At 66.3% G+C, this 20,837-nt stretch carries 21 protein-coding genes; 11 read left to right on the forward strand and 10 right to left on the reverse strand.

Features of this window, described 5'->3' with window-relative positions:
• The first annotated feature begins 55 nt into the window (after positions 1-55).
• Together ACQUSM_RS06770 and ACQUSM_RS06775 are read left to right on the forward strand one after the other, a co-directional pair.
• A complete protein-coding gene (locus ACQUSM_RS06770) occupies positions 56-1,150 on the forward strand; it encodes an NAD(P)/FAD-dependent oxidoreductase (protein WP_435117018.1) in 1,095 nt (364 codons plus the stop codon).
• A 66-nt stretch (positions 1,151-1,216) separates the two neighbouring features.
• Positions 1,217-1,501 (forward strand): DUF7545 family protein, encoded by a 285-nt coding sequence (locus ACQUSM_RS06775; RefSeq protein WP_435117020.1) that lies wholly within the window; start codon positions 1,217-1,219, stop codon positions 1,499-1,501.
• Positions 1,502-1,681: 180 nt separating this feature from the next.
• Here the strand turns inward: ACQUSM_RS06775 and ACQUSM_RS06780 are convergent, their stop codons facing one another.
• Positions 1,682-3,199, reverse strand: a complete 1,518-nt coding sequence (locus tag ACQUSM_RS06780) for a cryptochrome/photolyase family protein (RefSeq protein WP_435117022.1) — start codon at positions 3,197-3,199, stop codon at positions 1,682-1,684.
• A gap of 127 nt (positions 3,200-3,326) precedes the next feature.
• Between ACQUSM_RS06780 and ACQUSM_RS06785 the strand changes: the two genes are divergently transcribed.
• Together ACQUSM_RS06785 and ACQUSM_RS06790 are read left to right on the forward strand one after the other, a co-directional pair.
• Entirely contained in the window at positions 3,327-3,533 is a 207-nt protein-coding gene (locus ACQUSM_RS06785; protein WP_053947447.1) for a hypothetical protein, read from the forward strand.
• A gap of 52 nt (positions 3,534-3,585) precedes the next feature.
• The gene (locus ACQUSM_RS06790) at positions 3,586-4,563 is read left to right on the forward strand and encodes an aldo/keto reductase (RefSeq protein ID WP_435117025.1); all 978 of its coding nucleotides are present in this window, start codon (positions 3,586-3,588) and stop codon (positions 4,561-4,563) included.
• Positions 4,564-4,627: 64 nt separating this feature from the next.
• On the opposite strand, the gene ACQUSM_RS06795 is transcribed toward ACQUSM_RS06790, so the two are convergent.
• The 4 genes from ACQUSM_RS06795 to ACQUSM_RS06810 form a co-directional block, all read right to left on the reverse strand.
• The gene (locus tag ACQUSM_RS06795) at positions 4,628-5,794 is read right to left on the reverse strand and encodes a pyridoxal phosphate-dependent aminotransferase (RefSeq protein WP_435117027.1); all 1,167 of its coding nucleotides are present in this window, start codon (positions 5,792-5,794) and stop codon (positions 4,628-4,630) included.
• On the reverse strand, positions 5,791-6,195 hold the full coding sequence (gene ribH / locus ACQUSM_RS06800) for a 6,7-dimethyl-8-ribityllumazine synthase (protein WP_435117029.1): 405 nt from the start codon (positions 6,193-6,195) through the stop codon (positions 5,791-5,793). Before ribH ends, ACQUSM_RS06795 begins: the two co-directional genes overlap by 4 nt.
• A gap of 123 nt (positions 6,196-6,318) precedes the next feature.
• The gene (locus tag ACQUSM_RS06805) at positions 6,319-7,572 is read right to left on the reverse strand and encodes a Glu/Leu/Phe/Val family dehydrogenase (RefSeq protein WP_435117031.1); all 1,254 of its coding nucleotides are present in this window, start codon (positions 7,570-7,572) and stop codon (positions 6,319-6,321) included.
• Between the two features lie 67 nt (positions 7,573-7,639).
• Complete coding sequence (locus tag ACQUSM_RS06810) at positions 7,640-8,491, reverse strand: HpcH/HpaI aldolase/citrate lyase family protein (protein ID WP_435117034.1); 852 nt, start codon at positions 8,489-8,491, stop codon at positions 7,640-7,642.
• Positions 8,492-8,816: 325 nt separating this feature from the next.
• On the opposite strand from ACQUSM_RS06810, the gene ACQUSM_RS06815 reads away from it, so the two are divergent.
• From ACQUSM_RS06815 to ACQUSM_RS06825, 3 genes are all read left to right on the forward strand, one after another.
• Positions 8,817-10,046, forward strand: a complete 1,230-nt coding sequence (locus ACQUSM_RS06815; RefSeq protein ID WP_435117037.1) for an RNA-guided endonuclease InsQ/TnpB family protein — start codon at positions 8,817-8,819, stop codon at positions 10,044-10,046.
• A gap of 68 nt (positions 10,047-10,114) precedes the next feature.
• The gene (locus tag ACQUSM_RS06820) at positions 10,115-10,594 is read left to right on the forward strand and encodes a MaoC family dehydratase (protein WP_435117039.1); all 480 of its coding nucleotides are present in this window, start codon (positions 10,115-10,117) and stop codon (positions 10,592-10,594) included.
• Between the two features lie 7 nt (positions 10,595-10,601).
• Positions 10,602-11,024 (forward strand): DoxX family membrane protein, encoded by a 423-nt coding sequence (locus ACQUSM_RS06825; RefSeq protein ID WP_435117041.1) that lies wholly within the window; start codon positions 10,602-10,604, stop codon positions 11,022-11,024.
• A gap of 120 nt (positions 11,025-11,144) precedes the next feature.
• On the opposite strand, the gene ACQUSM_RS06830 is transcribed toward ACQUSM_RS06825, so the two are convergent.
• Both ACQUSM_RS06830 and ACQUSM_RS06835 read right to left on the reverse strand, forming a co-directional pair.
• The gene (locus ACQUSM_RS06830; protein ID WP_435117043.1) at positions 11,145-12,938 is read right to left on the reverse strand and encodes an acyl-CoA carboxylase subunit beta; all 1,794 of its coding nucleotides are present in this window, start codon (positions 12,936-12,938) and stop codon (positions 11,145-11,147) included.
• Positions 12,939-13,044: 106 nt separating this feature from the next.
• On the reverse strand, positions 13,045-13,911 hold the full coding sequence (locus tag ACQUSM_RS06835; RefSeq protein ID WP_435117045.1) for a 3-hydroxyacyl-CoA dehydrogenase family protein: 867 nt from the start codon (positions 13,909-13,911) through the stop codon (positions 13,045-13,047).
• Between the two features lie 164 nt (positions 13,912-14,075).
• Between ACQUSM_RS06835 and ACQUSM_RS06840 the strand changes: the two genes are divergently transcribed.
• On the forward strand, positions 14,076-14,837 hold the full coding sequence (locus ACQUSM_RS06840) for a DUF7409 domain-containing protein (protein WP_435117047.1): 762 nt from the start codon (positions 14,076-14,078) through the stop codon (positions 14,835-14,837).
• A 119-nt stretch (positions 14,838-14,956) separates the two neighbouring features.
• On the forward strand, positions 14,957-17,053 hold the full coding sequence (locus ACQUSM_RS06845) for a hypothetical protein (RefSeq protein WP_435117049.1): 2,097 nt from the start codon (positions 14,957-14,959) through the stop codon (positions 17,051-17,053).
• 23 nt (positions 17,054-17,076) lie between these two features.
• On the opposite strand, the gene ACQUSM_RS06850 is transcribed toward ACQUSM_RS06845, so the two are convergent.
• The 3 genes from ACQUSM_RS06850 to aglJ all read right to left on the reverse strand — a co-directional run bounded on the left by ACQUSM_RS06850 (position 17,077) and on the right by aglJ (position 18,551).
• The gene (locus ACQUSM_RS06850; RefSeq protein ID WP_435117051.1) at positions 17,077-17,205 is read right to left on the reverse strand and encodes a DUF7503 family protein; all 129 of its coding nucleotides are present in this window, start codon (positions 17,203-17,205) and stop codon (positions 17,077-17,079) included.
• 133 nt (positions 17,206-17,338) lie between these two features.
• Entirely contained in the window at positions 17,339-17,548 is a 210-nt protein-coding gene (locus tag ACQUSM_RS06855; RefSeq protein WP_435117053.1) for a ribbon-helix-helix domain-containing protein, read from the reverse strand.
• Positions 17,549-17,630: 82 nt separating this feature from the next.
• The gene (aglJ, locus tag ACQUSM_RS06860) at positions 17,631-18,551 is read right to left on the reverse strand and encodes an S-layer glycoprotein N-glycosyltransferase AglJ (RefSeq protein ID WP_435117055.1); all 921 of its coding nucleotides are present in this window, start codon (positions 18,549-18,551) and stop codon (positions 17,631-17,633) included.
• Positions 18,552-18,646: 95 nt separating this feature from the next.
• Between aglJ and ACQUSM_RS06865 the strand changes: the two genes are divergently transcribed.
• Together ACQUSM_RS06865 and ACQUSM_RS06870 are read left to right on the forward strand one after the other, a co-directional pair.
• A complete protein-coding gene (locus ACQUSM_RS06865; RefSeq protein WP_435117057.1) occupies positions 18,647-19,789 on the forward strand; it encodes a glycosyltransferase in 1,143 nt (380 codons plus the stop codon).
• A complete protein-coding gene (locus ACQUSM_RS06870) occupies positions 19,789-20,832 on the forward strand; it encodes a glycosyltransferase family 4 protein (protein ID WP_435117059.1) in 1,044 nt (347 codons plus the stop codon). The genes ACQUSM_RS06865 and ACQUSM_RS06870 overlap by 1 nt, the downstream gene beginning before the upstream one ends.
• The last annotated feature ends 5 nt before the right edge of the window (positions 20,833-20,837 follow it).

Genomic DNA, 20,837 nt, shown 5'->3' on the forward strand with positions numbered 1-20,837 from the left:
TTTTAGCCTTGTAACTTCCATAACGTACATACCCCACAGCCGCCTACCCCGATCCATGAGCGAGAACGTCGAGGGGGCGGTCGAACACCGTCGCCTAATTATCGCCGGCACGGGGATCGCGGGGCTCACCACAGCGATCTACGCCGGCCGGTCGAACAACGAGCCGCTGGTGTTCGAGGGCGACGAGCCGGGCGGCCAGCTCACGCTGACCACCGAGGTCGACAACTACCCCGGCTTCCCCGAGGGGATCTCCGGGCCCGAGCTGGTGAACAACATGAAAGAGCAGGCCGAGCGCTTCGGCGCCGAACTCGATCACGGGATCGTCGTGGACGTGACCCCGCTCGGCGAGGCGGAGGGCGCCGACGGCTCGCCGTTCCGCGTGGAGATGCGCGACGGCGACGTGTACACCTGCGACGCGTTCGTCGCCGCCTCGGGCGCCTCCGCGCGCACGCTGGGCGTCCCCGGCGAGGACGAACTGATGGGGTACGGGCTCTCGACGTGTGCCACCTGCGACGGCGCGTTCTTCCGCGGCGAGGACATGCTCGTCGTCGGCGGCGGCGACGCCGCGATGGAGGAGGCGAACTTCCTCACGAAGTTCGCCGACACCGTCTACATCGCCCACCGCCGCGACGAGTTCCGCGCGGAGGACTACTGGATCGACCGCATCATGGACAAGGTCGACGACGGCGACGTGGAGATCCTCTGGAACACCGAGCTCACCGAGATCCACGGCGATCCCGACGAGGGGATCGACCACGCCAGCCTCGTCCGCCACCCCGACGGCCACCCCAAGGAGAAGTTCGAAGCGGGCGACGAGAGCGTCGAGTCGTTCGAGATGGACGTCGGTGCGGTGTTCTACGCCATCGGCCACACGCCGAACACCGACTACCTCGACGACACGGGCGTCGACCTCGACGACGAGGGGTACATCATCACGGAGGGCGGTCGCGGCGGCGGGCAGACCGCGACCGGCGTGCCGGGGCTGTTCGGCGCCGGCGACGTCGTCGACCACCACTACCAGCAGGCGGTCACCGCCGCGGGGATGGGGAGCGAGGCCGCACTCGACGCCGACGACTGGCTGGAGCAGCGCGAACGTGCCGGCGAGCTCGGCGTCGACACGACGCCCGAGCCGGCGGCGGGCGACGACTAGCCGACCAAATCCTCACCCGCGAGCCGAGACCCACAGAGCCTTACGTCCGACCCCCGATTCTCCCGTATGACCGATACGAAGACGTTCACGGTCGAAGGCCCCGACGGCGAAACCGACACTGTCGACGTGCCGCCCGTCATGCTCGAACTGATGCGCGACGGCGACGAGCCCGACGCCGAGATCCTCGCGGACATCGTGCTGCAGGCGTTCGCCCAACAGGCACACGCCCGCGTCCACCACGCGGAAGGCGGCGTCGCGAACGAGATCGAGGACGCGAACGAGACGCTCGAGGAGCTGTTCGAGGAGCGCTTCGGCCTCTCGCTGGCCGACGCGATGGGTCACCAGCACTAACGACGCCCGCAGTTCTCGCCGCTTTTCACCGTCCGACAGCCCCAGCCCCGGCGAACGTTTATCACCGAGAACGCGACCAGGCTCGCCGTGCGGTGACAGTCACCGCGAGCCGAACGAGGCGGGAGCGCGACCCACCGGCTCGCGGAGCCGTCGGGTCGCCTGTTCGCTATCCGGGCGTAGTCAGAGCTCTCCCTCCCGTGCCATCTCCCGGACCGTCTCCGCCCGCTCCTCCAGCGCTGCCCACTCGTCCTCGCCCTTGTCGTCGACGTGAGAGTACATCAGCCCCATTCTCCCCGTCCCGCGGAGCGTCTCCTCGTGCTCCCGGAGGAACGTCCAGTAGAGGCTGTTGAACGGACACGCCCCCTCGCCGGTGTCCCGAGAGACCGCGTAGGGACACGACGAGCAGTAGTCGCTCATGCGGTTCACGTAGCTCCCCGACGAGGCGTACGGTTTCGAGGAGAGCGCGTCGGTCGCGAACGAGCCCATCCCGACGACGTTGGGGGTCGTGACCCAGTGGAACGCGTCGACGAACCCCTGGTGGAACCACTCGTTGAGTTCCTGCGGGTCGGCGCCGTACACCAGCGCGAAGTTCGAGAGCACCATCAGGCGCTCGATGTGGTGGGCGTAGCCCCGCTTCCGGACGCCCTCGACGGCCTCCGAGAGACAAGTCATCTCCGTCTCGCCGGTCCAGTACGCGGGCGGGAGATCCTCCGCCTGCCCGAGCTGGTTCGCGTCGGCCATCGCGGGCATCGAGCGCCGGTAGACGTGGCGCACGAACTCCCGCCAGCCCAGCACCTGGCGGACGAACCCCTCGACGCTGTTGATCGGCGCGTCCCCGTCCTCGTACGCGCGTTCGGCCCGTTCGATCACCTCCATCGGGCGGAGCAGCCCGAGGTTGATCGACGCCGACAGCAGCGAGTGAGTCATCGCCCACTCGCCCTCGATCATCGCGTCTTGGTAGGGCCCGAACTCGGCAAACCGGGCGTCGACGAACCGTTCCAGTGCCGACAGCGCCTCCTCCCGCGTGACCGGCCAGCGGAACGGGGCGGTCTCCGCCCCGTCGACGAACGTCTCGAACGTCGAGTCGACCCACGACGCCACCTCGCGTGTGGTCTCGTCGGGCTCGAACTCTGGAGGGTCCGGCGGTTCCCAGTCCGCCGGCGGCGTCTCGCGGTTCTGCTCGTCGTAGTTCCACTCGCCCCCTACGGGCGAGTCGCCGTCCATCAACACGCCCGACCGGCGGCGCATCCATCGGTAGAACCCCTCCATCCGGTAAGTGTCGGGGTCGTTCGTGTTTCGGCCCTCGGCCCACTCGTCGAACTCCTCGGGGGTGAGGAGGAAGGTGGGGTTCGGGACGAACGAGAGGCTGCCGCCACGATCGTCGACGAGCTCTCGGAGTCGGTCCTCGGCAGCGTCTGCGGCGGGGCGTGGCATCGTCAGGTCGTCCCCCGGATGCTCGTCGAAGTGATCGTCGAGAGCCTCGGCGAACGTCTCGACTCGGCGGTAGTCGACGGTCAGTCCGCGCGCTCTGAGGTCGTCGCGGAACCGACGCATCGCGGCGAACACCAGCGTCAGCTTGTGCGGGTGGTACGGGCGTCGCTCCGCGAACTCGGTCGCCTCGATCAGGAGGACGCGGTCGTGCTCGTCGAGGGAGGCGGCGGTCCGGTCGAGATGGGTGCCGAGCAGCCACAGCGTCATCGTGGAACTGGCCGGTGGTCTGGGACGCTGAACGGTTCCATGCGCGCGGCGATGGCCGCTCGACGTAAAGTTCGACCGGCCCGCCGCCGGTCGGTGGAGTTTCCCTGCTGGACCGGGAACGCCCCGTATGGAGTACGAAAACGTCCTTCGAGACTGGCTGCTGGGGCTGATCGCCGCGCTACTGGCGGCGATCGCGCTGTCGACGACGCCCGCCGGCGAATCGTATCTCGGAATACTGGAGCCGTTAGTGGTCGTGCTCGCGCTCGTGACGTTCCTCGCGTTCGTCCTGATCACCGGCGCGTTCCTCGTCTACACCGCCAGCTTCCGGGACTGAGCCGTTCGCCGGCGTACGTGGGTTTTTGTCACACCGGAACAACGACTCCGCCATGGAGTACACCACGCTCGGTGACACCGGTATCGAGGTCTCCCGCATCGCGCTCGGCTGCATGAGTTTCGGCGACCCATCGTGGCGCGACTGGGTGCTCGAAGAGGAGGAGAGCCGCGAGCTGATCGACCGTGCGGTCGAGCTCGGGATCAACTTCTTCGACACCGCGAACATGTACTCGAAGGGCGAGTCCGAGCACATCCTCGGAAACGCGCTGGCGGAGTACGACCGAAACGAGATGGTAGTCGCGACGAAGGGGTACTTCCAGATGCGCGAGGGCGACCCGAACTCGGGCGGCCTCTCCCGGAAGGCGATCGAGCAGGAGCTCGACGACTCGCTCGACCGCCTCGGGATGGACACCGTCGATCTCTACCAGACCCACCGCTGGGACGACGACACGCCGATCGAGACGACGATGCGGGCGCTCGACGACGCCGTCCGGCGGGGGAAAGCCCGCCACGTCGGCACCTCGTCGATGTGGGCCCACCAGTTCGCCGACGCGCTCCACACCAGCGACCGCGAGGGGCTGGAGCGCTACGTCACGATGCAGAACCACTACAACCTCCTCTACCGCGAGGAGGAGCGGGAGATGCTGCCGCTGTGTGAACGGGAAAACGTCGGCGTGCTCCCGTGGTCGCCGCTGGCCCGTGGCTTCCTCGCGCGCCCACACGAGGAGCTGGAAACCACCACGCGGGGACGGAGCGAGGCCGAGGCCGACCGCCACCCGTACCTCGAAAACGGGGGGCGCGAAGTGAACGAACGCGTCGAGGAGCTCGCCGCCGAGAAGGATCTGAAGATGGCCCAGATCGCGCTGGCGTGGCTGCTACACAAGGACGCCGTCGACGCTCCCATCGTCGGCACCACGAGCGTCGAGCATCTGGAAGACGCGGTCGAGGCGCTCTCGGTGTCGCTGAGCACTTCGGAGATCGAGTACCTCGAGGAGCCGTACCAGCCGGTCGCGGTCTCGGGCCACGAGTAAGCGAGCCGGCGGGGCTGCTCGATCGCGGTCTCTTCGTTCGACAAAAACCGATTCGCGCGAGGAGTCAGATCAGCCCTTCCGCGGCCAGCCGTTCGAACCCTTCCTTCAGTCGCTCCTCGCTGGCGGCGTAGGAGATTCGGGCGTAGCCCGGGGCGTTGAACGCGCTGCCGGGGACGGTCGCGACGTGGGCGTCCTCGATGGCCGCGTCGGCCCAGGCCACGTCGTCGCTCGGGCCCGATTCAGTCGGGATCATCGCGTAGAACGCCCCCTCGGGCTTCGGGATCACTTTCCCGTGATCCGCGAGCAGATCGACCACGAGATCGCGCCGGCGTTCGAACGCCTCGACCATCGTCGCGACGTCGCTCTCGACGCTCCGGATCGCCTCGACGCCGGCGTGCTGGACGAAGTTGGGCGCACACGTCACCGAGTGGCCGTGGACCTTCGACACCTGATCGATCAGTGGCTCGGGCGCGGCGAGGTAGCCCAGCCGCCAGCCGGTCATCGAGTACGCCTTCGAGAACCCGTTGACCGTCACCGTCCGCTCGGCCATCCCGTCGAACGACGCGAGCGAGGTGGGGTCGGCGTCGTACGTGATCCGGTCGTAGATCTCGTCGGCGACGACGGTCACGTCGTGCTCGACCGCGAGATCGCGCACCCCTTCGAGCGCGGCGTCGGAGAACACCGCACCGGTGGGGTTGGAGGGCGAGTTCACGAGCAGCAGCTGGGTCTCGTCGGAGACCGCGGCCGCCAGATCGTCCAGTGCGGGTTCGAGGTCGAAGTCGTGCTGACCCAGATCGACCCGCGTGAGGTCGCCGCCGGCGAGTTTCACCATCGCCTCGTAGGAGACCCACGCGGGGTCGAGCAGGATCACCTCGTCGCCCTCGTCGACCAGCGCCTGCACCGTCTCGAACAGGGCCTGCTTCGCGCCGGGAGTGACGACGACGTTGCCGGGCTCGCAGGCGACGCCTTTCCCCTTCAGGTCGGTCGAGATCGCCTCCCGGAGCTCCGGAATCCCGCTGGAGGCCGTGTAGCCCGTGTGCCCGTCCGCGATCGCCTGCTGGCCCGCCTCGCGGATGCGCTCGGGCGTCGGGAAATCAGGCTCGCCCACGGAGAGGTCGACCACGTCGATCCCCTGCTCCTGGAGTTCGCTGGCCTTGTTGCCGACCGCGACGGTCGCCGACGGCTCGACGCGACCGACGCGTTCGGCGAAGTTCCACTCGCGCTCGCTCATGGCAGGACCTCCACCATGTCGACCGCAGCGTCGACGGCGGCTGCACCCTTCTCGACACGCTCGCGTGCCTCCGCGCCGCTCTGCCCCGGGCCGGTGATGCCGAACGTGACCGGCGTGTCTCGGTCCAGTCCGACCGACTGGAGCGACTCCGCGGTCGCGTCGCTGATCACCTGGTCGTGGTCCGTATCGCCCGTGACGACCGCGCCGACGACCGCGACGGCGTCGATCTCCTCGCGCCGGGCGAGGCGGTCTGCGGCCAGCGGGCTGTCGTACACGCCGGGCACGTGTACAGTTTCGTCGATCTCGACGCCTCGATCCGCGGCGGCGTCTTCCGCCGCCTCCGCCATCCGCTCGGTGACGGAAGCGTTGAACTGCGCTACTACGAGTCCGAGATTCACCATACGCGATCCTCGACGCCGGCGAAGAAAGAACTACCGAAGCGGGCGGTCGCGACAGCCGAGGCTCGGGGACGGGCGACCCGGAGAAACACACAGCGGGCGGCCAGGTCAGTGCGACAGGAGCCTCTACGGCCAGTTGCCGTTGTCGGTGAACGCGTCGACGACGCGCTGGATCGCGACGACGTACGCCGCGGTTCGGAAGTTCGGCAGGTCGAAGCTCGCGTACGCGTCCGTGAGGTCGTCGAACGCGTCGGTGATGACTGCCTCCAACTCCTCGTTGACGCGCTCTTCGTCCCAGTAGAAGCGCTGGCGGTTCTGGACCCACTCGAAGTAGGAGACGGTCACGCCGCCGGCGTTGGCGAGGATGTCCGGGAACACGTGGACGTCCTTCTCGGTCAGCACGTCGTCGGCGTCGGGGGTGAGCGGGCCGTTGGCGGCCTCGACGATCACGTCGGCGGAGACGTCCTCGGCGAGGTCCCCGTCGATGGCGTTCTCCAGCGCCGCGGGCACCAGCAGGTCGACGTCCATCGTGAGCAGCTCCTCGTTGGTCAGTGCCTCGGTGTCCTCGTAGCCGGAGACGGAGCCGGTGTCACGTTTGAACTCCTTGACCTCAACGGGGTCGAGCCCGGTGGGGTCGTAGATGCCGCCGGAGGAGTCGGAGACGGCGACGATATTGGCGCCCAGCTCGTCGATGAGCTTCGTGGCGATCCAGCCCGCGTTGCCGTACCCCTGTACGGCCACGTCGGCGCCGACGATGTCCCGACCGAGGTAGTCGAACGCCTCGCGGGCGGTGATCGCGGTCGAGCGCCCCGTCGCCTCGACGCGGCCCGCGCTCCCGCCGGCCTCGATGGACTTCCCGGTCACGACGCCGGGCTCGGTGGTGTTCTCCAGCGTTTCGTACGTGTCCTTGATCCAGTTCATCTCCCGCTGGCCCGTGTTCACGTCGGGCGCGGGCACGTCCTTGTCCTCGCCGATGAACGGGCGCAGTTCTTCGGCGAACGATCGGGTGATGTTCTCGATCTCGGTCGCGGAGTACTCGGAGGGGTCGATCACGATCCCCCCTTTCCCGCCGCCGTAGGGGATGTCGACGACGGCACACTTGTACACCATCCACCCCGACAGCGCCTTGACCTCGTCGCGGGTGACGCCGGGGTGGTAGCGAATCCCCCCTTTGTAGGGGCCTCGGTCGCCGTTGAACTCCGATCGGAACGCCTTGAAGCGCTCGATCGACCCGTCGTCCATGTCCACAGAGAGGTTCGTCTCGAGCACGCGCTCGGGGTACTTGAGCCGGTGGATGACGTCGTCGTCGACGTCGAGGTACGCGGCCGCGTCGTCGATCTGCTCCTGCAGACTCTCGAACGGGTTTGCTTCGTCTGACATTCCGGCGCGAAATTCGCCCGTAGCTCGAATAAGCCTGCCGAAGTCCCGACGGAAAGTTTGTGAAGGATTACCGCTTCTCGCCCGCGGCCGCCCGTTCGAGCACGCGCTCGGCCTGCGCAATCAGCGGCGCGTCGATCATCTCGCCGTCGACGCTGAACACCGCACGCCCCTCTCGTTCGGCCTCGTCGCGTGCGTCCAGCACGCGCTCGGCCCACTCGACGCGCTCGGGCGAGGGTGTGAACGCGTCGTTGATCACGCCCACCTGTGCGGGGTGGATCGCCATCTTCCCGTCGTACCCCAACTGGAGCGCGAACTCGGTCGTCTCGCGAAGCCCCGTCTCGTCCTCGAAGTCGGTGAACACGGTGTCGATGGCGTCGATCCCCGCCGCGCTCGCGGCCAGCACCACCTGTTGGCGAGCGTGCAGCACTTCGGTCCCCTCGTCGGTCCGCGTCGCCCCAACGTCGGCGGCGAGATCTTCGGCGCCGAACACCAGCGCGTCTGTCGCCCGCGCGTCGGCGATGTCCTCGGCGCGCAGCACGCCGCGGGCGGTCTCCACGAGCGCGAGCAGCGCGGGGTCGACGTCGTGCTCGTCGAGCAGGTCGGCCACCCACTGCACGTCCTCGGGCTCGGCGACTTTGGGCACCATCACGCCGTCGAGTCGCATCGAGTCGGGCGCGCCGTCCAGCAGCGCGTCGAGGTCCGCGGCAGCGTCGACGCTCACCCGGACGGTCACCTCGCAGTCGGGGTCGAACGCCGGATCGGCGAGCACCTCGCGAACCGACTCCCTCGCGGCGGCGCGTTGGCTCGGCGCGACGGCGTCTTCGAGGTCGAAACAGACCGTGTCCGCGCCGGATTCCGGTGCCTTGCGCATCAGCTCCGGGCGGTCGCCCGGCGAGAACAGGAGGCTTCTACGTGCCATACCTACCGACTCAGCCGGCGCGGAGTTAACTGTTTTTCAGGTGCTAATCTCTCTTCCTTAAGAAGCAACGCAGGGAGCGAAGCGGCCGAGTAGCGCAGTAAAGAGGGGATACAGCGCCGTCATCGTCTCACAAACACTCCGAAACAACTGGCCAACGTCAACCCCAAACCCTATTTACACAAGTTACGTAAAGTGTGTTGTGGCAACGCGTAAGAACATCTCCATCCGTGACGACCAAGAGGAGTGGATTCAGGATAATCACCTGAACCTTTCCTCGTTCGTCCAAGAGAAATTGGACGAACTCATTGAGGAACGAGAGTCATAGATGTACTACAACTACAAGTATCGGCTCGACCCACCGGAAGCCCTCACCGAGACGCTTCTGCACCACGTCGATACTTGTAGACAACTCTACAACCACGTCCTCCACAAACTCAACGAGGCAGACGATATTCCAGCACGCTACAAGGTACAGGGACAACTCCCCGATCTCAAAACGTGGTGGGATGGCCTCGGGGACATTCACTCGAAAGTGTTGCAGATGGTCGTCAAGCGGGTCTACGACAACCTCTCCACGCTCAAAGCGCAGAAGGAGAACGGATGCGCCGTGGGAATGCTCAAGTGGAAACCGCCTCGAGAGTATCGGTCGCTCACCTACAACCAGTCCGGCTTCGAACTCAAGAATACGAGTGGTCGGCCCGTCCTGTGGTTGAGCAAAATCGGTGAGATTCCGATTTACCTCCACCGCGACATTCCCGAGAACGCGACCATCAAACAAGTCACGGTCAAACGCGAACCCACGGGCGAGTGGTTCGCTACATTCGGCATCGACGTGAACGAAGACACTCCTGAGAAGCCAGAGAATCCAGAACGAGTCGTCGGTGTTGACGTTGGTATCCTGAAGTACGCACAAGATACTGATGGAACAGCTGTCGAGTCACCAGACTTCTCCGACGAGCGTGAGCGGTTAGAACGCGCTCAACGTAACCTCTCGCGGAAGGAACACGGCTCGAACAACTGGGAAAAACAGCGCAAGACCGTCGCTCAGCGTTACGCCGACCTGAAGCGCAAGCGCAGGGACTTCCTCCACAAGTTGTCGAACTACTACGCCCGCGAGTACGACCTTGTAGCGGTCGAGGGTTTGGACGCGAAAGGACTAGTCGAACTCCCCGGCAACTCTCGGAACCGTGCCGGGGCCTCGTGGGGAATGTTTCTTCGAATGCTCGAATACAAGTGCGAGCGGGAAGGGACGCACTTCGTTGCTGTAGACCCCCGAGGAACGACTAAAGAGTGTGCGTCGTGTGGAACGGAAACGGACAAACCCCTATGGGTCCGTGAACACTCGTGCCCGTCATGTGGGTTTGAGGCGGATAGAGACGCAAATGCGTCGTGGAATATCCGTTCTCGCGGTCTCGAAAAAGTAGGAGTGGGGCACTCCGAATCAACGCCTGTGGAGACTGCGCTCCCTGCGGATACACCTGTATCTGCAAAGCGCGTCGTGGAAACAGGAAGCCCCACCCTCAAGGAGCGAAACACGTCAGCGGTGAGGGACTAGGGTGGGGTAGTTCACCTGGTCGGGATCGAGTCGGCAGCGTTTTGCGCCGACCGGCCGAGCCCGTGGGTATGACGGGACGCTACTACGAGGAGTTCGAGGTCGGCGAGACGATCGAGCACGAGAAGCGCCGCACCGTCTCGGAGTCGGACAATCAGGCGTTCTGTGACATGACGATGAACCAGCAGCCGCTCCACCTCGACGCCGACTTCGCCGGGGAGACGCAGTTCGGCGAACGGCTGGTCAACGGGCTGTACACGATGTCGCTCGCGGTCGGACTCACGATCCCCGACACCACCGACGGGACGATCGTCGCGAACCTCTCCTACGACAACGTCGAGCACCCGAACCCCGTCTTCCACGGCGACACGATCTACGCGCGGACGACCGTCACGGACAAACACGAGACCAGCGACGGCGAGCGCGGGATCGTGGAGATGCACGTCAAGGCGTTCAAAGTCGACGAGGACGGCGGAGGACCGAACGGTGACACCCTCGTCTGCGAGTTCGATCGGACCGCGCTGAGTCTGAAACGCGAGAACGCCGAGTAGGCCGCGGATGGACCCTGTCACCGCACGGCTCCGGGCGTTGCTCGCCCCCCTGATCGCGGCGGTCGACACCGCGACGGTCGCACGGCTCGGACTCGGGGTGATGCTGGTGTTCGCCGGGGTGCACAAGCTGCTGGCGCCGGCAGCGTGGAGCGTCTACGTGACCGACTGGCTGGCGCCGTGGCTCGTCGTGAGCCCGCGGCTGTTCATGCTCGCGAACGGGCCGCCGGAGGTGCTCGTCGGCAGCCTGCTACTCGCGGACCGCTACGTGGCGCCCGCGACGGCCGTCGCCGCCGTGTCGCTTCCGGTAACGGTCCTCTACCTCGCGGTCGTCGCCGCCATGGACGGGCGCTTCGTCGACGTGTTGATCCGGGACGTGGGGCTGGCCGCGCTCGCGTGGGTGGTGTTGCTCGACGCGCTCGGGGCGGAGTGACGCGGCGGCGACGCTGGCGAACAGGCGATCGAACGGCGCCGCGGTGGGGGATCGCGCTCCCGCCCAGTGCCACCGCGGTCGGAGCGTCAGGGCACGGGAGGCGTGCTCCCGTGATCCGGTTTAAAGAACGGTGCCGTGTTTCTTGTCGGGCAGGTCCTTCTCGACGTCCTCGTAGAACGCGAACCGGTTGACGAGCTCCTGCCGGAGCGTCGACGGCGGCACCACGTCGTCGATCACGACCTCGCTGGCCATCCGGTGGGCGTCGATGTCCTGTCGGTACTCCTCGCGGAGTTCCTGCTCGCGCTGTTTGCGCTCCTCGGGGTCGTCGATCGCGTCGAGCTTGTTGGCGTAAACCGCGTTGATCGCCGCCTCGGGCCCCATGATCGCGATCTCGCCGGAGGGGAGCCCGAGCACGCTCTCGGGGTCGTAGGCGGGGCCACCCATCGCGTAGATGCCGGCGCCGTACGCCTTCCGCACGACGACGGTCTGTTTCGGCACCGTCGCCGAGGAGGTGGCGTAGATGAACTTCTTCCCCTTCTCGAGGATCGCGTCCTTCTCGACCTCCGAGCCCGCCATGAACCCCGGCGTGTCACAGAGGTACAGCAGCGGGATCTCGTAGGCGTCGCAGGTCCAGATGAACTCCGCGGCTTTCTCGGCGGCGTCGGGGAAGATCGCGCCCGAGCGGTGGTTGGGCTGGTTCGCGACGACGCCGACTGGCCGGCCGTCGATCCGGGCAAAGGCGGTGACGATCTCCTGTCCGTACTCCGGCTTCATCTCCATGACCGACTCGGCGTCGCAGATCCGGTCGAGCAGGTCGTGGACGTCGTACGCCTTGTTCGGGTTGTCGGGGACGACCTCGTCGATCCCCTCCGGGGAGAACGTGGGGTTCTCCGGCTCGGATCGGGGCGGCTTCTCGCCGGCCTTGTCTGGGAGGTAGCTCATCAGCTTCGCGGCCATCGCGCGGGCCTCCCGCTCGTCTTTCGCGACGAGGTCGGCGCTCCCGGAGTGTTTGGCGTGGACGGCGGGGCCGCCGAGGTCCTGCATGTCGATCTCCTCGCCGGTCACCATCTTCACCATCCGCGGCGAGGCGATCGCCATCGCGGACATCCCCTCGACCATGATCGTGAAGTCGGCGAACACCGGCGTGTAGGCCGCGCCGGCGATGCAGGGGCCGTACAGCACGCAGATCTGCGGGACGTACCCCGAGAGCATCGAGTGGTTGTAGTAGTACTTCCCGATCCCCTCGCGGTTGGCGAAGAAGCCGGTCTGCTGGTCGATCCGGCCGCCCGAGGAGTCCATCAGGTAGAGCACGGGGTTGCCGGACTTCAGCGCGCGCTGCTGCATCCGGAGGAACTTCTCGACGCCGCGGCCGGCCATCGACCCCGCCTTGACGGTGAAGTCGTTGGCCATCCAGTGGACGTCGCGGTTCTCGAACGTCGCCGCCCCGGTCAGGAGTCCGTCGCCGGGGAGTCGGGTGTTCTCGTCGTACTCCTCGACCTCGGGGGAGTCGGGGTGCCACTCGTCGAACGCGGCGAACTTCCCGTCCTCGAACTGGACCCCGTCGGCGGCACCCTCGCGGTCGGCGTCGCCGGGGCCGCCGTCGCCGCCCTCGCCGAACCAGAGGTCCAGTCGGTCGCGGACGAACAGTTTGCCCTGCTCGGGCAGTCGTTCCTTGTACTTCTCGGGGCCGCCCCCGAGGATCTCCTCGATCTCCTCGCGGAGTTTCCGTTCGCGCTCGGTCGGTCCGAGGTCGTCGTCGAGCGGGTACTCCGTCTCGGGGGCCGTGGCGGTGGCCGCCGGTTCGTCGGCGTCGCCGACCAGCACCTCGATGTCGGCGCCGAGATGTTCGGCCAGCGCGGCGGCGACCGCCGACGCCTCCTCGTCGGTGGCACCGTCGCCGATGCGGACGTGCATACGGGGTCGTCGGCCGAACGGGGCAAAAAGGGTCCGAAAACGCAGTCGGTCGGCTGAACCGACTACTCGTCGCGGTTCTGTCGGCTATTCGTCGCGATTCTGTCGGCTACTCGTCGCCGTACTCGTAGAACCCGCGGCCGGTCTTCTTCCCGAGGTCGCCGGCCTCGACCTTCCGCTTCAGCAGGTACGCGGGCGTGTAGCGGTCGCCGAGCTCCTCGTGGAGCGTCTCGCTGGCGTGGAGGCAGACGTCGAGGCCGATGTGGTCGGCGAGTTCGAGCGGGCCCATGGGGACGTTCGTCCCGAGCGTCATCCCGCGGTCGATATCCTCCTTCTCGGCGACGCCCTCGTCGAACGCGCGGATTCCCTCGTTGATCCAGGGCATCAGGATGCGGTTGGTGACGAACCCCGGCTTGTCGTCGGACTCCCACGTCTCCTTTCCGAGATCTTCCGCGAACGCGTGTGCGAGATCCGTGGCTTCGTCGGCGGTGCGCTCGCCGGTGACGACCTCGACGCCGTCCATGATCGGGACGGGGTTCATGAAGTGGAGGCCGACGACCGCGTCCGCACGCTCGGTCGCGCTCGCGATCGTCGTGATCGACAGCGTGGACGTGTTGGTCGCCAGCAACGTCCCGTCGTCCAGCACGTCGTCCAGATCGCCGAAGATCGACTGCTTGAGCTCCATCTCCTCGGGCGCGGCCTCGACGACGATCTCCGCACCCGCGAGGTCGTCGAGCTCCGTCGTTCCCGTGATGCGCGCCTTCGCGTCCTCGGCCTCCTGCTCGCTCAGCGCGTCGCGGCCGACCAGCCGCGAGAGCGAGTCGTCGATCGTCTCGAAGCCGCGGTCGACAAACGACTGCTCGATGTCCCGCATCACCACGTCGTACCCCGCGGTGGCGGCGACCTGTGCGATCCCGGCGCCCATCGTCCCGGCGCCAACGACTCCGACCGTCTCCACGTCGTCCAGTCCGTACATAGTCGGCGGTGGGCTCGGCAGCACCGTAAGAGTAGCGACAACCGCCGGACTGCACCGTCCCCGCGCTCTGCCACTGATCGTGCCGTAGAAGCGCTCTACGTCCGGGAACCCGCAGTCGAATCACACAAAGCTTCAAGTGCCTTTGGGAACGATTGCGAGCCAACGTGACCCGCCTGCTGGAGCATCTGATGGCCGACGTCGACGGGGAGGAGCGGCGCTCGGTCGACGCGCCGACCGACCTGAAGTTCGTCGGCCCGGCGACCGCCGACGCCGTCGAGTCGGCCGGGTTCTCCGCACAGGACATCGTCGAGAAGGACGTGTCCTACCGGATGCTGCTCGAAGCGGGGGTCAACCCCGGCGTCGCCGCGAAGATCCGCCGCCACCACTCCCTGTCGTGGTCGTTCGACAACGACGGGGATCTGGACCGACGCTCCGAGCAGGTCCGCGGGCTCGGGGACGAGGAGGCCGCGTGGGTTGCCTCCAGCCTCGGCGACGGTGAAGGGGAGACGAGCGACGATGAAGGAGAGACGGACGACGGCGAACTCGACGAAGAGGCGGCGTGGATCGACGGGGCGGCCGGCGAGTCCGAGGCGCTCGACGAGGTGGAAACCGTCGACGACGGCGACGACACCGACGACGAGGCAGCGTGGGTCGCCAACGCCACGGGCGGCGGCGACTCGGCGACGGCCGACGGGAGCGGCGACCCGCTGGCGGCCGAGGCGGCCTGGCGCGAGCGGTCGAAACCGACGCCGCTGACCGACATCTCGGGGATCGGCGAGAGCTACGCCGAGCGGCTGGCGGAGGCGGGCGTTACCTCGGTCCGGTCGCTCGCGACCGCCAGCCCCGAGCTACTGTCCGACGTGACCGGTATCTCCCGCGAACGGCTCCAGCGCTGGCACCGAGAGGCGAGCGAGCGCGCGGACTGAGCCGGCGCGGCCGGGGCGGTGTTTCACTCGGGGTGACGAAGCCTTTATATTCGAAGCATCAACACTGAGACGTAGATGGCGAGATCCGGGCAGGCGGTTCCGTCGGGGGTGGTTTCCCGGTGAGTATCGACATCGCCACCCGCGGGACGTCCCTCCACGTCACGGACAGTATCGAGCAGCGCCAGTGCGTCGTGCGAATGCCGGAGCCTGCCGACGTCGAGACGATCGACGGCGATCGGTTCTACTTCCCCGTCGACGCCGCCGCGCGGATCGACACCGGGAGCATCACGCTCGGGAGCTACGTCGCGACGTTCATCCGGAACGGCGACGGCGACGTGGTCGCCCAGTTGGACCGGACTGACGAGGTCAACCTCGACCCCGGCGAGTACCTGATCGAGCTCGAACAGCCGGTGAAGCTGTACGTCCGGATCGAGGGGTCGCTGCACGTCGATACCAACGGGATGACGACGACGGTCAGCACCGACGGCGACCTGTTCGTCGCCGGGCGCTCCCGGCACAACCACCCTGCAGGGACGATCACGACGACCGGGGAGCCCCGCGATATGATGCGCGCCGTGTCGGCGATGTCCTCCTCGCTGAAAACCACCTCCGTCGAGCGGTCCTACCCGACGCTGCGTGGGCACCCGCCGGAGATCGAACTCGGCGACGAACTGGACGTTCCGGAGTCGATGGCGCCGGCCGACGCCGGCGTCCGCATCGAAGTGCCGCCGCGGCTGCGGTTCGTCTACGCGGTCGCGCCGCTGGCGTTCTACCTCGGCGCCGAGGTGGTGCCCGGAACCGTCCCCCGACTCGTCGGCAAGGACGGGTTCACCCATCGGCTCGACGGCCCGGGCGGGTTCGAGGAGACGGTTGCCCAAACGCTCAAACAGACGCTGCTGTTCGACTGTGTCGCCCGGACGGAGGGGTTCTACCGGATCGAGCTCGCCGAACGCGACGACGTCGACGCGCTGGTCGACCTCGACTGGGCCGACCTCTACGATCGATCGCTCTCGGAACAGCTGGACGCGTACCTCACGGTCCCCTTCGAGCGGATCGCCGACTGCGTGCCCAAGTGGAAAACCGCGGGCTACGTCGCACCGGAGCCGGAGAACGCCGAACTGCTGCCGTACCTGCTCGAAGACCTCGCGACGATCAAGACGCCAGCCGGTGAGGCCACGACCGCCGAGCAGGTTCAGACCGACTCACTGTTCGACTTCGCGCGTGCCGGCTCCGGACCCGACGTGACCGCGCTTACGGGGGCGACGCGCAGCAGCACGCGAAGCATGGGCGACGAGCGAGCACAGACCCCCCAGGGGTCGCTGCCGGACCTGGTGAAGCCGGAGCCGACCGGCGCGTTCGAGACGGTCTGGGCCGACGACGGCGTCCCCGTCGGCGGAATCAAGGCGTCGATCGACGGCTACCGCAACGGTCTCGAACACACGCCCTCTCAGGAGATCGGCGTCACCGTCGTCGTCAACGACGAAGGGATGACCGAGGAGGGCGACGTCGCCGAGGAAGTGTACGGCGACGATACGGAGTTCCCGTTCGACCTGCGCGTGTACCGCAACCTCACGACCGACCGGCTCTCCGCCGTGCTCGAAACCGAGCGGGAGTTCCTCCACTACATCGGCCACGTCGAATCTGACGGGTTCCAGTGCTCGGACGGGCGCCTCGACGCGCGCGAACTCGACTTCGTGGGCGTCGACGCGTTCTTCCTGAACGGCTGTGCGTCCTACGATCAGGGGATGGCGCTGCTGGAGAACGGCGCCGTCGGCGGCGTTGTCACGCTCACCGAGGTCGTCAACAGTGGTGCGACGCGCGTCGGGGAAGCGATGGTGAAGCTGCTGAACCACGGGTTCCCGCTTCACTCGGCGCTCTCGGTGGCGAGCCAGCAGTCGTTCGTCGGCGGTCAGTACTCCGTGGTGGGGGACGGCGACGTGGACGTCGTCCAGGGGGAGAGCATCGGTGCGACCATTACGGATATCGAACAGAGCGGCGACGAGTACGTCGCGCGTGTCCAAGTGTACCCTGACGGTGACTTGGGTACGGGGGGGATGGCCTCGATAAACATCGGGGGGGACAACCGACACCATCTCGCACCAGGCATTATTGGCGAGGTTCGCTATTCCGACCTAGAGAGTCTCCTAGATGACACCGAAGAAGATCTAGCCCGTTACAACGGGGAGATCAAGTGGTTATCGGACTTCTCAACGTGAAGCACGGTACGCGAATCAATTACTCAGGGCCCGGCAACGGGGTTCGCATTGCCAGCGACGGCACTGCCTGCCTGCGAGAGGAACAGCATCATCGTGAACAGGACGCCCATCATCTTCGGGTTGTCGGCCAGGAACGACTTGAGTTCGGACATTACACTCTATGCCACTCCGTCACTATACTTGTGGATAGATATTCCCGGGTTTGATATTAGGGTCTGATAAATCTACGAGACCGGAAAACCACGGGACATGATTGGGTTCAGCTCCGCCACGGTCCGCGACCTTTCATTCGAGATAGCCCAGATCCTCGAGCTGCTGGGCGATCTCCTCGAACTCCGCCTCCGTGAGCTCCCCGCGCTCCTGGTGTTTGATGACGATGCTGCGCAGCAGGAAGCGAACGAGGTCGCTCGTGCTGGAGAAGCTCGTCCCCTCGATCGTCTCGTCGACGCGCTCGGCGAGTTCGGTGGGGATCGAGACGGTGGTGTAGTCGGCCATTACGCCTCGGTCGGGCGCGGGCGGGGAAAAGCGCGCCGGCTGCGGGTGGCGTTCTGAAAGCCCGTTCGCGCCGTCGAGTGCGTCACTCCTCATCGGCGATGGAGTCGATCCGGTCGAGCTGTTCACGGTGGAGGGTGAGGATCAGGTCCGAGAGCACGCCGAACATCAGCAGCTGAACGCCGAGCAGGATGCCGGCAGCGCCGGCGAGCGCCCAGATCTGGTGGGGGACGCCGTAGACGAACCACTCGATCGCGACGAAGGCGGCGATCACGGTACCCGCGAGCCCGGAGGCGACGCCGACGCTGCCGAAGTAGAACAGCGGATTGCTCGTCTTCGCCCGCCGGAACAGTTCGAGGAAGATGATCCCGCCGTCCCGGATCGGGTGGAGGTTCGTGTTCGAGCCCGCGGGACGTTCGAGATACGTGATCGGGACGACCGCGGTGGGGATCCCCTGCATCGCGCACTCGACGGCCATCTCGGTCTCGATGCCGAACCCGTCCGCCGAGAGCCGCAAGCGGCCGAAGGAGTCGCGGCTGAACGCCCGGTAGCCGCTGAGGATGTCGTCGAAGCTCTCGCCATGGATGAGACTGAACAGTCGGTTGGTGAGCTTGTTGCCGACCTTGTTCAGTCGGGTCATTGCGCCGTCCTCCATGTCGGCGAAGCGGTCGCCGATGACGTGCTCGTACCCCTCGTCGAGCGGGGCGAGCATGCGGTCGGCGTCTTCGGGCTTGTACGTGCCGTCACCGTCGGCCATCAGGACGTACTCGCGGTCGATGTGTTCGCGGACGGCCTCCCGGATGGCTTGTCCCTTGCCGGAGGCTGACTGGATCTCGACTCTGGCGCCGTGCTCGCGGGCTATTCCGCGGGTGTCGTCGTCGGAGCCACCGTCCATCACGAGCACGTCGTCGAACCCCTGCGCGCGGAAGCCGTCGACGCAGTCGCCGATGGTGGCGGCCTCGTCGTAGGTGGGCAGGAGGACGGTGACGCGCTCGAAGTCGGGCATGTCGTTTCTGGTGTGGTGGTGGGTGGACTGAAAAGGCTTCTACTTGGGGCGACGACACCGGGGAGGTTTTTGCCGCTCGTGTCGCATGGTGGGGTATGCGACGTTTGGTCAAGGCTCTCGGTAGCCTCCTCGCGCTGACCGGGTTTCCCTATCTGGCCTACGTGGGGCTGTACTGGCTCCTCGGGCCGGAGGGTTCGCCTGCCGAGAAGGATTACGACGCGGAGCCGACCGTGAGTATCGTCCTTCCGACGTACAACGAGGAAGGGATCGTCGAGGCGAAAATCGAGGAGCTGGTCTCGCTCGACTACCCCCTAGAGAAGGTGGAGATCGTTGTCGTCGACTCCAGCGACGACGAGACGCCAGAGCTGGTGGAGTCGTACTTCGCCGATCGAGAGGCGCCCGAACTGACGCTCATCCGCGAGGAGGAGCGCCGCGGGCTCGCGGTCGCGCTGAACGAAGCCTACGCCGCCGCGTCGAACGAGATGGTCGTCAAGACCGACTGCGACTCCCGGATCGCCGACGACGCCCTCCGGGAGGCTGCCGCGAACCTCGCTGACCCGGACGTCAGCGCCGTCACGGGACGGAACGCCGAGGCGCTCGGCGGGAGCGAGGTCGAGGAGGGGTACCGCGACGTGCAGGCACACATTCAGACGCTTGAGTCGCATCTCGACTCGACGCTCATTTTTCACGGGCCGTTCTCGGCGTTCGAGAACGACGCGATCGCCCCCATCGACGAGGACTCCATCGCCGACGACACGGAGTTGGCGCTGAAGATTCGGAAAGGCGGTGATCGCGTGGTGTTCGATCCCGAGATCGAGTACAAGGAGGCGGCACACTCGACGTTCCGGAAGCGCCGCCAGCAGAAAGATCGGCGCGCGATGGGGCTGATCCGGCTGCTCTGGCGCCAGCGCGAGATGCTTGGCGGGTACGGCGCGTACGGGGGGGCGGTACTTCCGTTCAACTGGTGGTTCATGATTGTCTCGCCGTGGCTCGTGATGGCGTCGATCGGACTGGCAACGCTCGGCGGGCTGGCTGTTGGTGGGCCGCTGGGGCTGTTGGTTCCAGGGACGGTTGCTGGGTTCGTGGCGCTTGGCTCACGTGAGAAGCTCGGGTCGCTGCAGGCAGCCTACTCGCTGTTCGACACGCAGGTGTCGCTGTTCCGGGCGAGTCTGAAGTTGCTAAGTGGAGAGGGTGATGGGACGTGGGAGATCGACGAGGAGCTGCGGGAGATGTACTGATGAAGATCCTGCAGGTCACACCACGGTACCCGCCACGAACTGGTGGCGTCGAGACGCACGTAAAGGAGATCAGTGAGCAACTCGTCGAGCGCGGTCACGAGGTCGTCGTCCATACGGCAGATCTCGGCTCCGAGGTCAAGGGATGGGAGCTTCGGAACGGTGTCGAAGTTCATCGACATCCGGGGTTCTCACCCGGCGGCGCATTTCACGTTGCACCAGGGATCGTCTCGTCGGTTCGTCGGAGTAACGCGGACGTCGTTCACGCGCACAACTACCACTCGTTGCCGGTCTTCTTCGCTGCGCTGGGCGTGGCCGACGAGCGGTTCGTCGTAACGACTCACTATCACGGCGAAAGCGCGAGCGGATTCCGTGACTGCCTGCTGTCGCTGTACCAGCCGTTCGGCAAATGGGCGATCGAACAGGCCGACGAGGTTATCGCGGTGAGTGAGTGGGAACGGGATCAACTTCAGGAGGACTTCGTCGTCGGCGCGACAGTGATACCGAATGGCGTCGATGTGGAGCGGTTCGCGTCGGCAGAGCCCGAGGTCCGTGATCGGCCGTATCTGTTGACAGTCGGCCGGCTGGAGGAGTACAAGGGAGTGCAGCACGTGATCCTGGCAATGACGGAGTTGGAAGAGTTCGACCTGTTGGTGGCGGGTTCTGGACCGTATCGAGAGGAACTGGAGCGAGTAGCTTCCGAGGAGGGCGTTGAGAATCGAGTGGAGTTTCTGGGCTATGTCGACGACGAACGGTTGCCGGAACTGTACTCGGGCGCGAACGTGTACGTGACGTTGTCGGAGTTCGAGGCGTACGGGATGACTGTTGCTGAGGCGTTAGCAGCAGGGACGCCGTGTGTGGTGCGGAAGTCAGGGGCGCTAGTCGACTGGGCCAGCCACGACGGCTGCATCGGTGTATCCGCCGAGGATCGGCCTTCAGTTGTCGACGCTGTTCGTACCGTCGTCGATATCGTCCCGAATTCGTCGAAACTTCCGACGTGGGACGATGTCACTGGTCGCGTGGAAGCGAACTACAACAGCGTTTAGTCCCC

Source organism: Halolamina sp. C58 (genome assembly GCF_051195095.1).
Taxonomy (GTDB): domain Archaea; phylum Halobacteriota; class Halobacteria; order Halobacteriales; family Haloferacaceae; genus Halolamina.

Coding starts and splice junctions, on each gene's coding strand:
- ACQUSM_RS06775 (WP_435117020.1), top strand. CDS start 1,217: ATGACCGATACGAAGACGTTCACGGTCGAAGGCCCCGACGGCGAAACC.
- ACQUSM_RS06825 (WP_435117041.1), top strand. CDS start 10,602: ATGGACCCTGTCACCGCACGGCTCCGGGCGTTGCTCGCCCCCCTGATC.
- ribH (WP_435117029.1), bottom strand. CDS start 6,195: ATGGTGAATCTCGGACTCGTAGTAGCGCAGTTCAACGCTTCCGTCACC.
- ACQUSM_RS06855 (WP_435117053.1), bottom strand. CDS start 17,548: ATGGCCGACTACACCACCGTCTCGATCCCCACCGAACTCGCCGAGCGC.
- ACQUSM_RS06830 (WP_435117043.1), bottom strand. CDS start 12,938: ATGCACGTCCGCATCGGCGACGGTGCCACCGACGAGGAGGCGTCGGCG.
- ACQUSM_RS06850 (WP_435117051.1), bottom strand. CDS start 17,205: ATGTCCGAACTCAAGTCGTTCCTGGCCGACAACCCGAAGATGATGGGC.
- ACQUSM_RS06865 (WP_435117057.1), top strand. CDS start 18,647: ATGCGACGTTTGGTCAAGGCTCTCGGTAGCCTCCTCGCGCTGACCGGG.
- ACQUSM_RS06770 (WP_435117018.1), top strand. CDS start 56: ATGAGCGAGAACGTCGAGGGGGCGGTCGAACACCGTCGCCTAATTATC.
- ACQUSM_RS06785 (WP_053947447.1), top strand. CDS start 3,327: ATGGAGTACGAAAACGTCCTTCGAGACTGGCTGCTGGGGCTGATCGCC.
- ACQUSM_RS06815 (WP_435117037.1), top strand. CDS start 8,817: ATGTACTACAACTACAAGTATCGGCTCGACCCACCGGAAGCCCTCACC.
- ACQUSM_RS06870 (WP_435117059.1), top strand. CDS start 19,789: ATGAAGATCCTGCAGGTCACACCACGGTACCCGCCACGAACTGGTGGC.
- ACQUSM_RS06780 (WP_435117022.1), bottom strand. CDS start 3,199: ATGACGCTGTGGCTGCTCGGCACCCATCTCGACCGGACCGCCGCCTCC.
- aglJ (WP_435117055.1), bottom strand. CDS start 18,551: ATGCCCGACTTCGAGCGCGTCACCGTCCTCCTGCCCACCTACGACGAG.
- ACQUSM_RS06810 (WP_435117034.1), bottom strand. CDS start 8,491: ATGGCACGTAGAAGCCTCCTGTTCTCGCCGGGCGACCGCCCGGAGCTG.
- ACQUSM_RS06790 (WP_435117025.1), top strand. CDS start 3,586: ATGGAGTACACCACGCTCGGTGACACCGGTATCGAGGTCTCCCGCATC.
- ACQUSM_RS06795 (WP_435117027.1), bottom strand. CDS start 5,794: ATGAGCGAGCGCGAGTGGAACTTCGCCGAACGCGTCGGTCGCGTCGAG.
- ACQUSM_RS06805 (WP_435117031.1), bottom strand. CDS start 7,572: ATGTCAGACGAAGCAAACCCGTTCGAGAGTCTGCAGGAGCAGATCGAC.
- ACQUSM_RS06835 (WP_435117045.1), bottom strand. CDS start 13,911: ATGTACGGACTGGACGACGTGGAGACGGTCGGAGTCGTTGGCGCCGGG.
- ACQUSM_RS06820 (WP_435117039.1), top strand. CDS start 10,115: ATGACGGGACGCTACTACGAGGAGTTCGAGGTCGGCGAGACGATCGAG.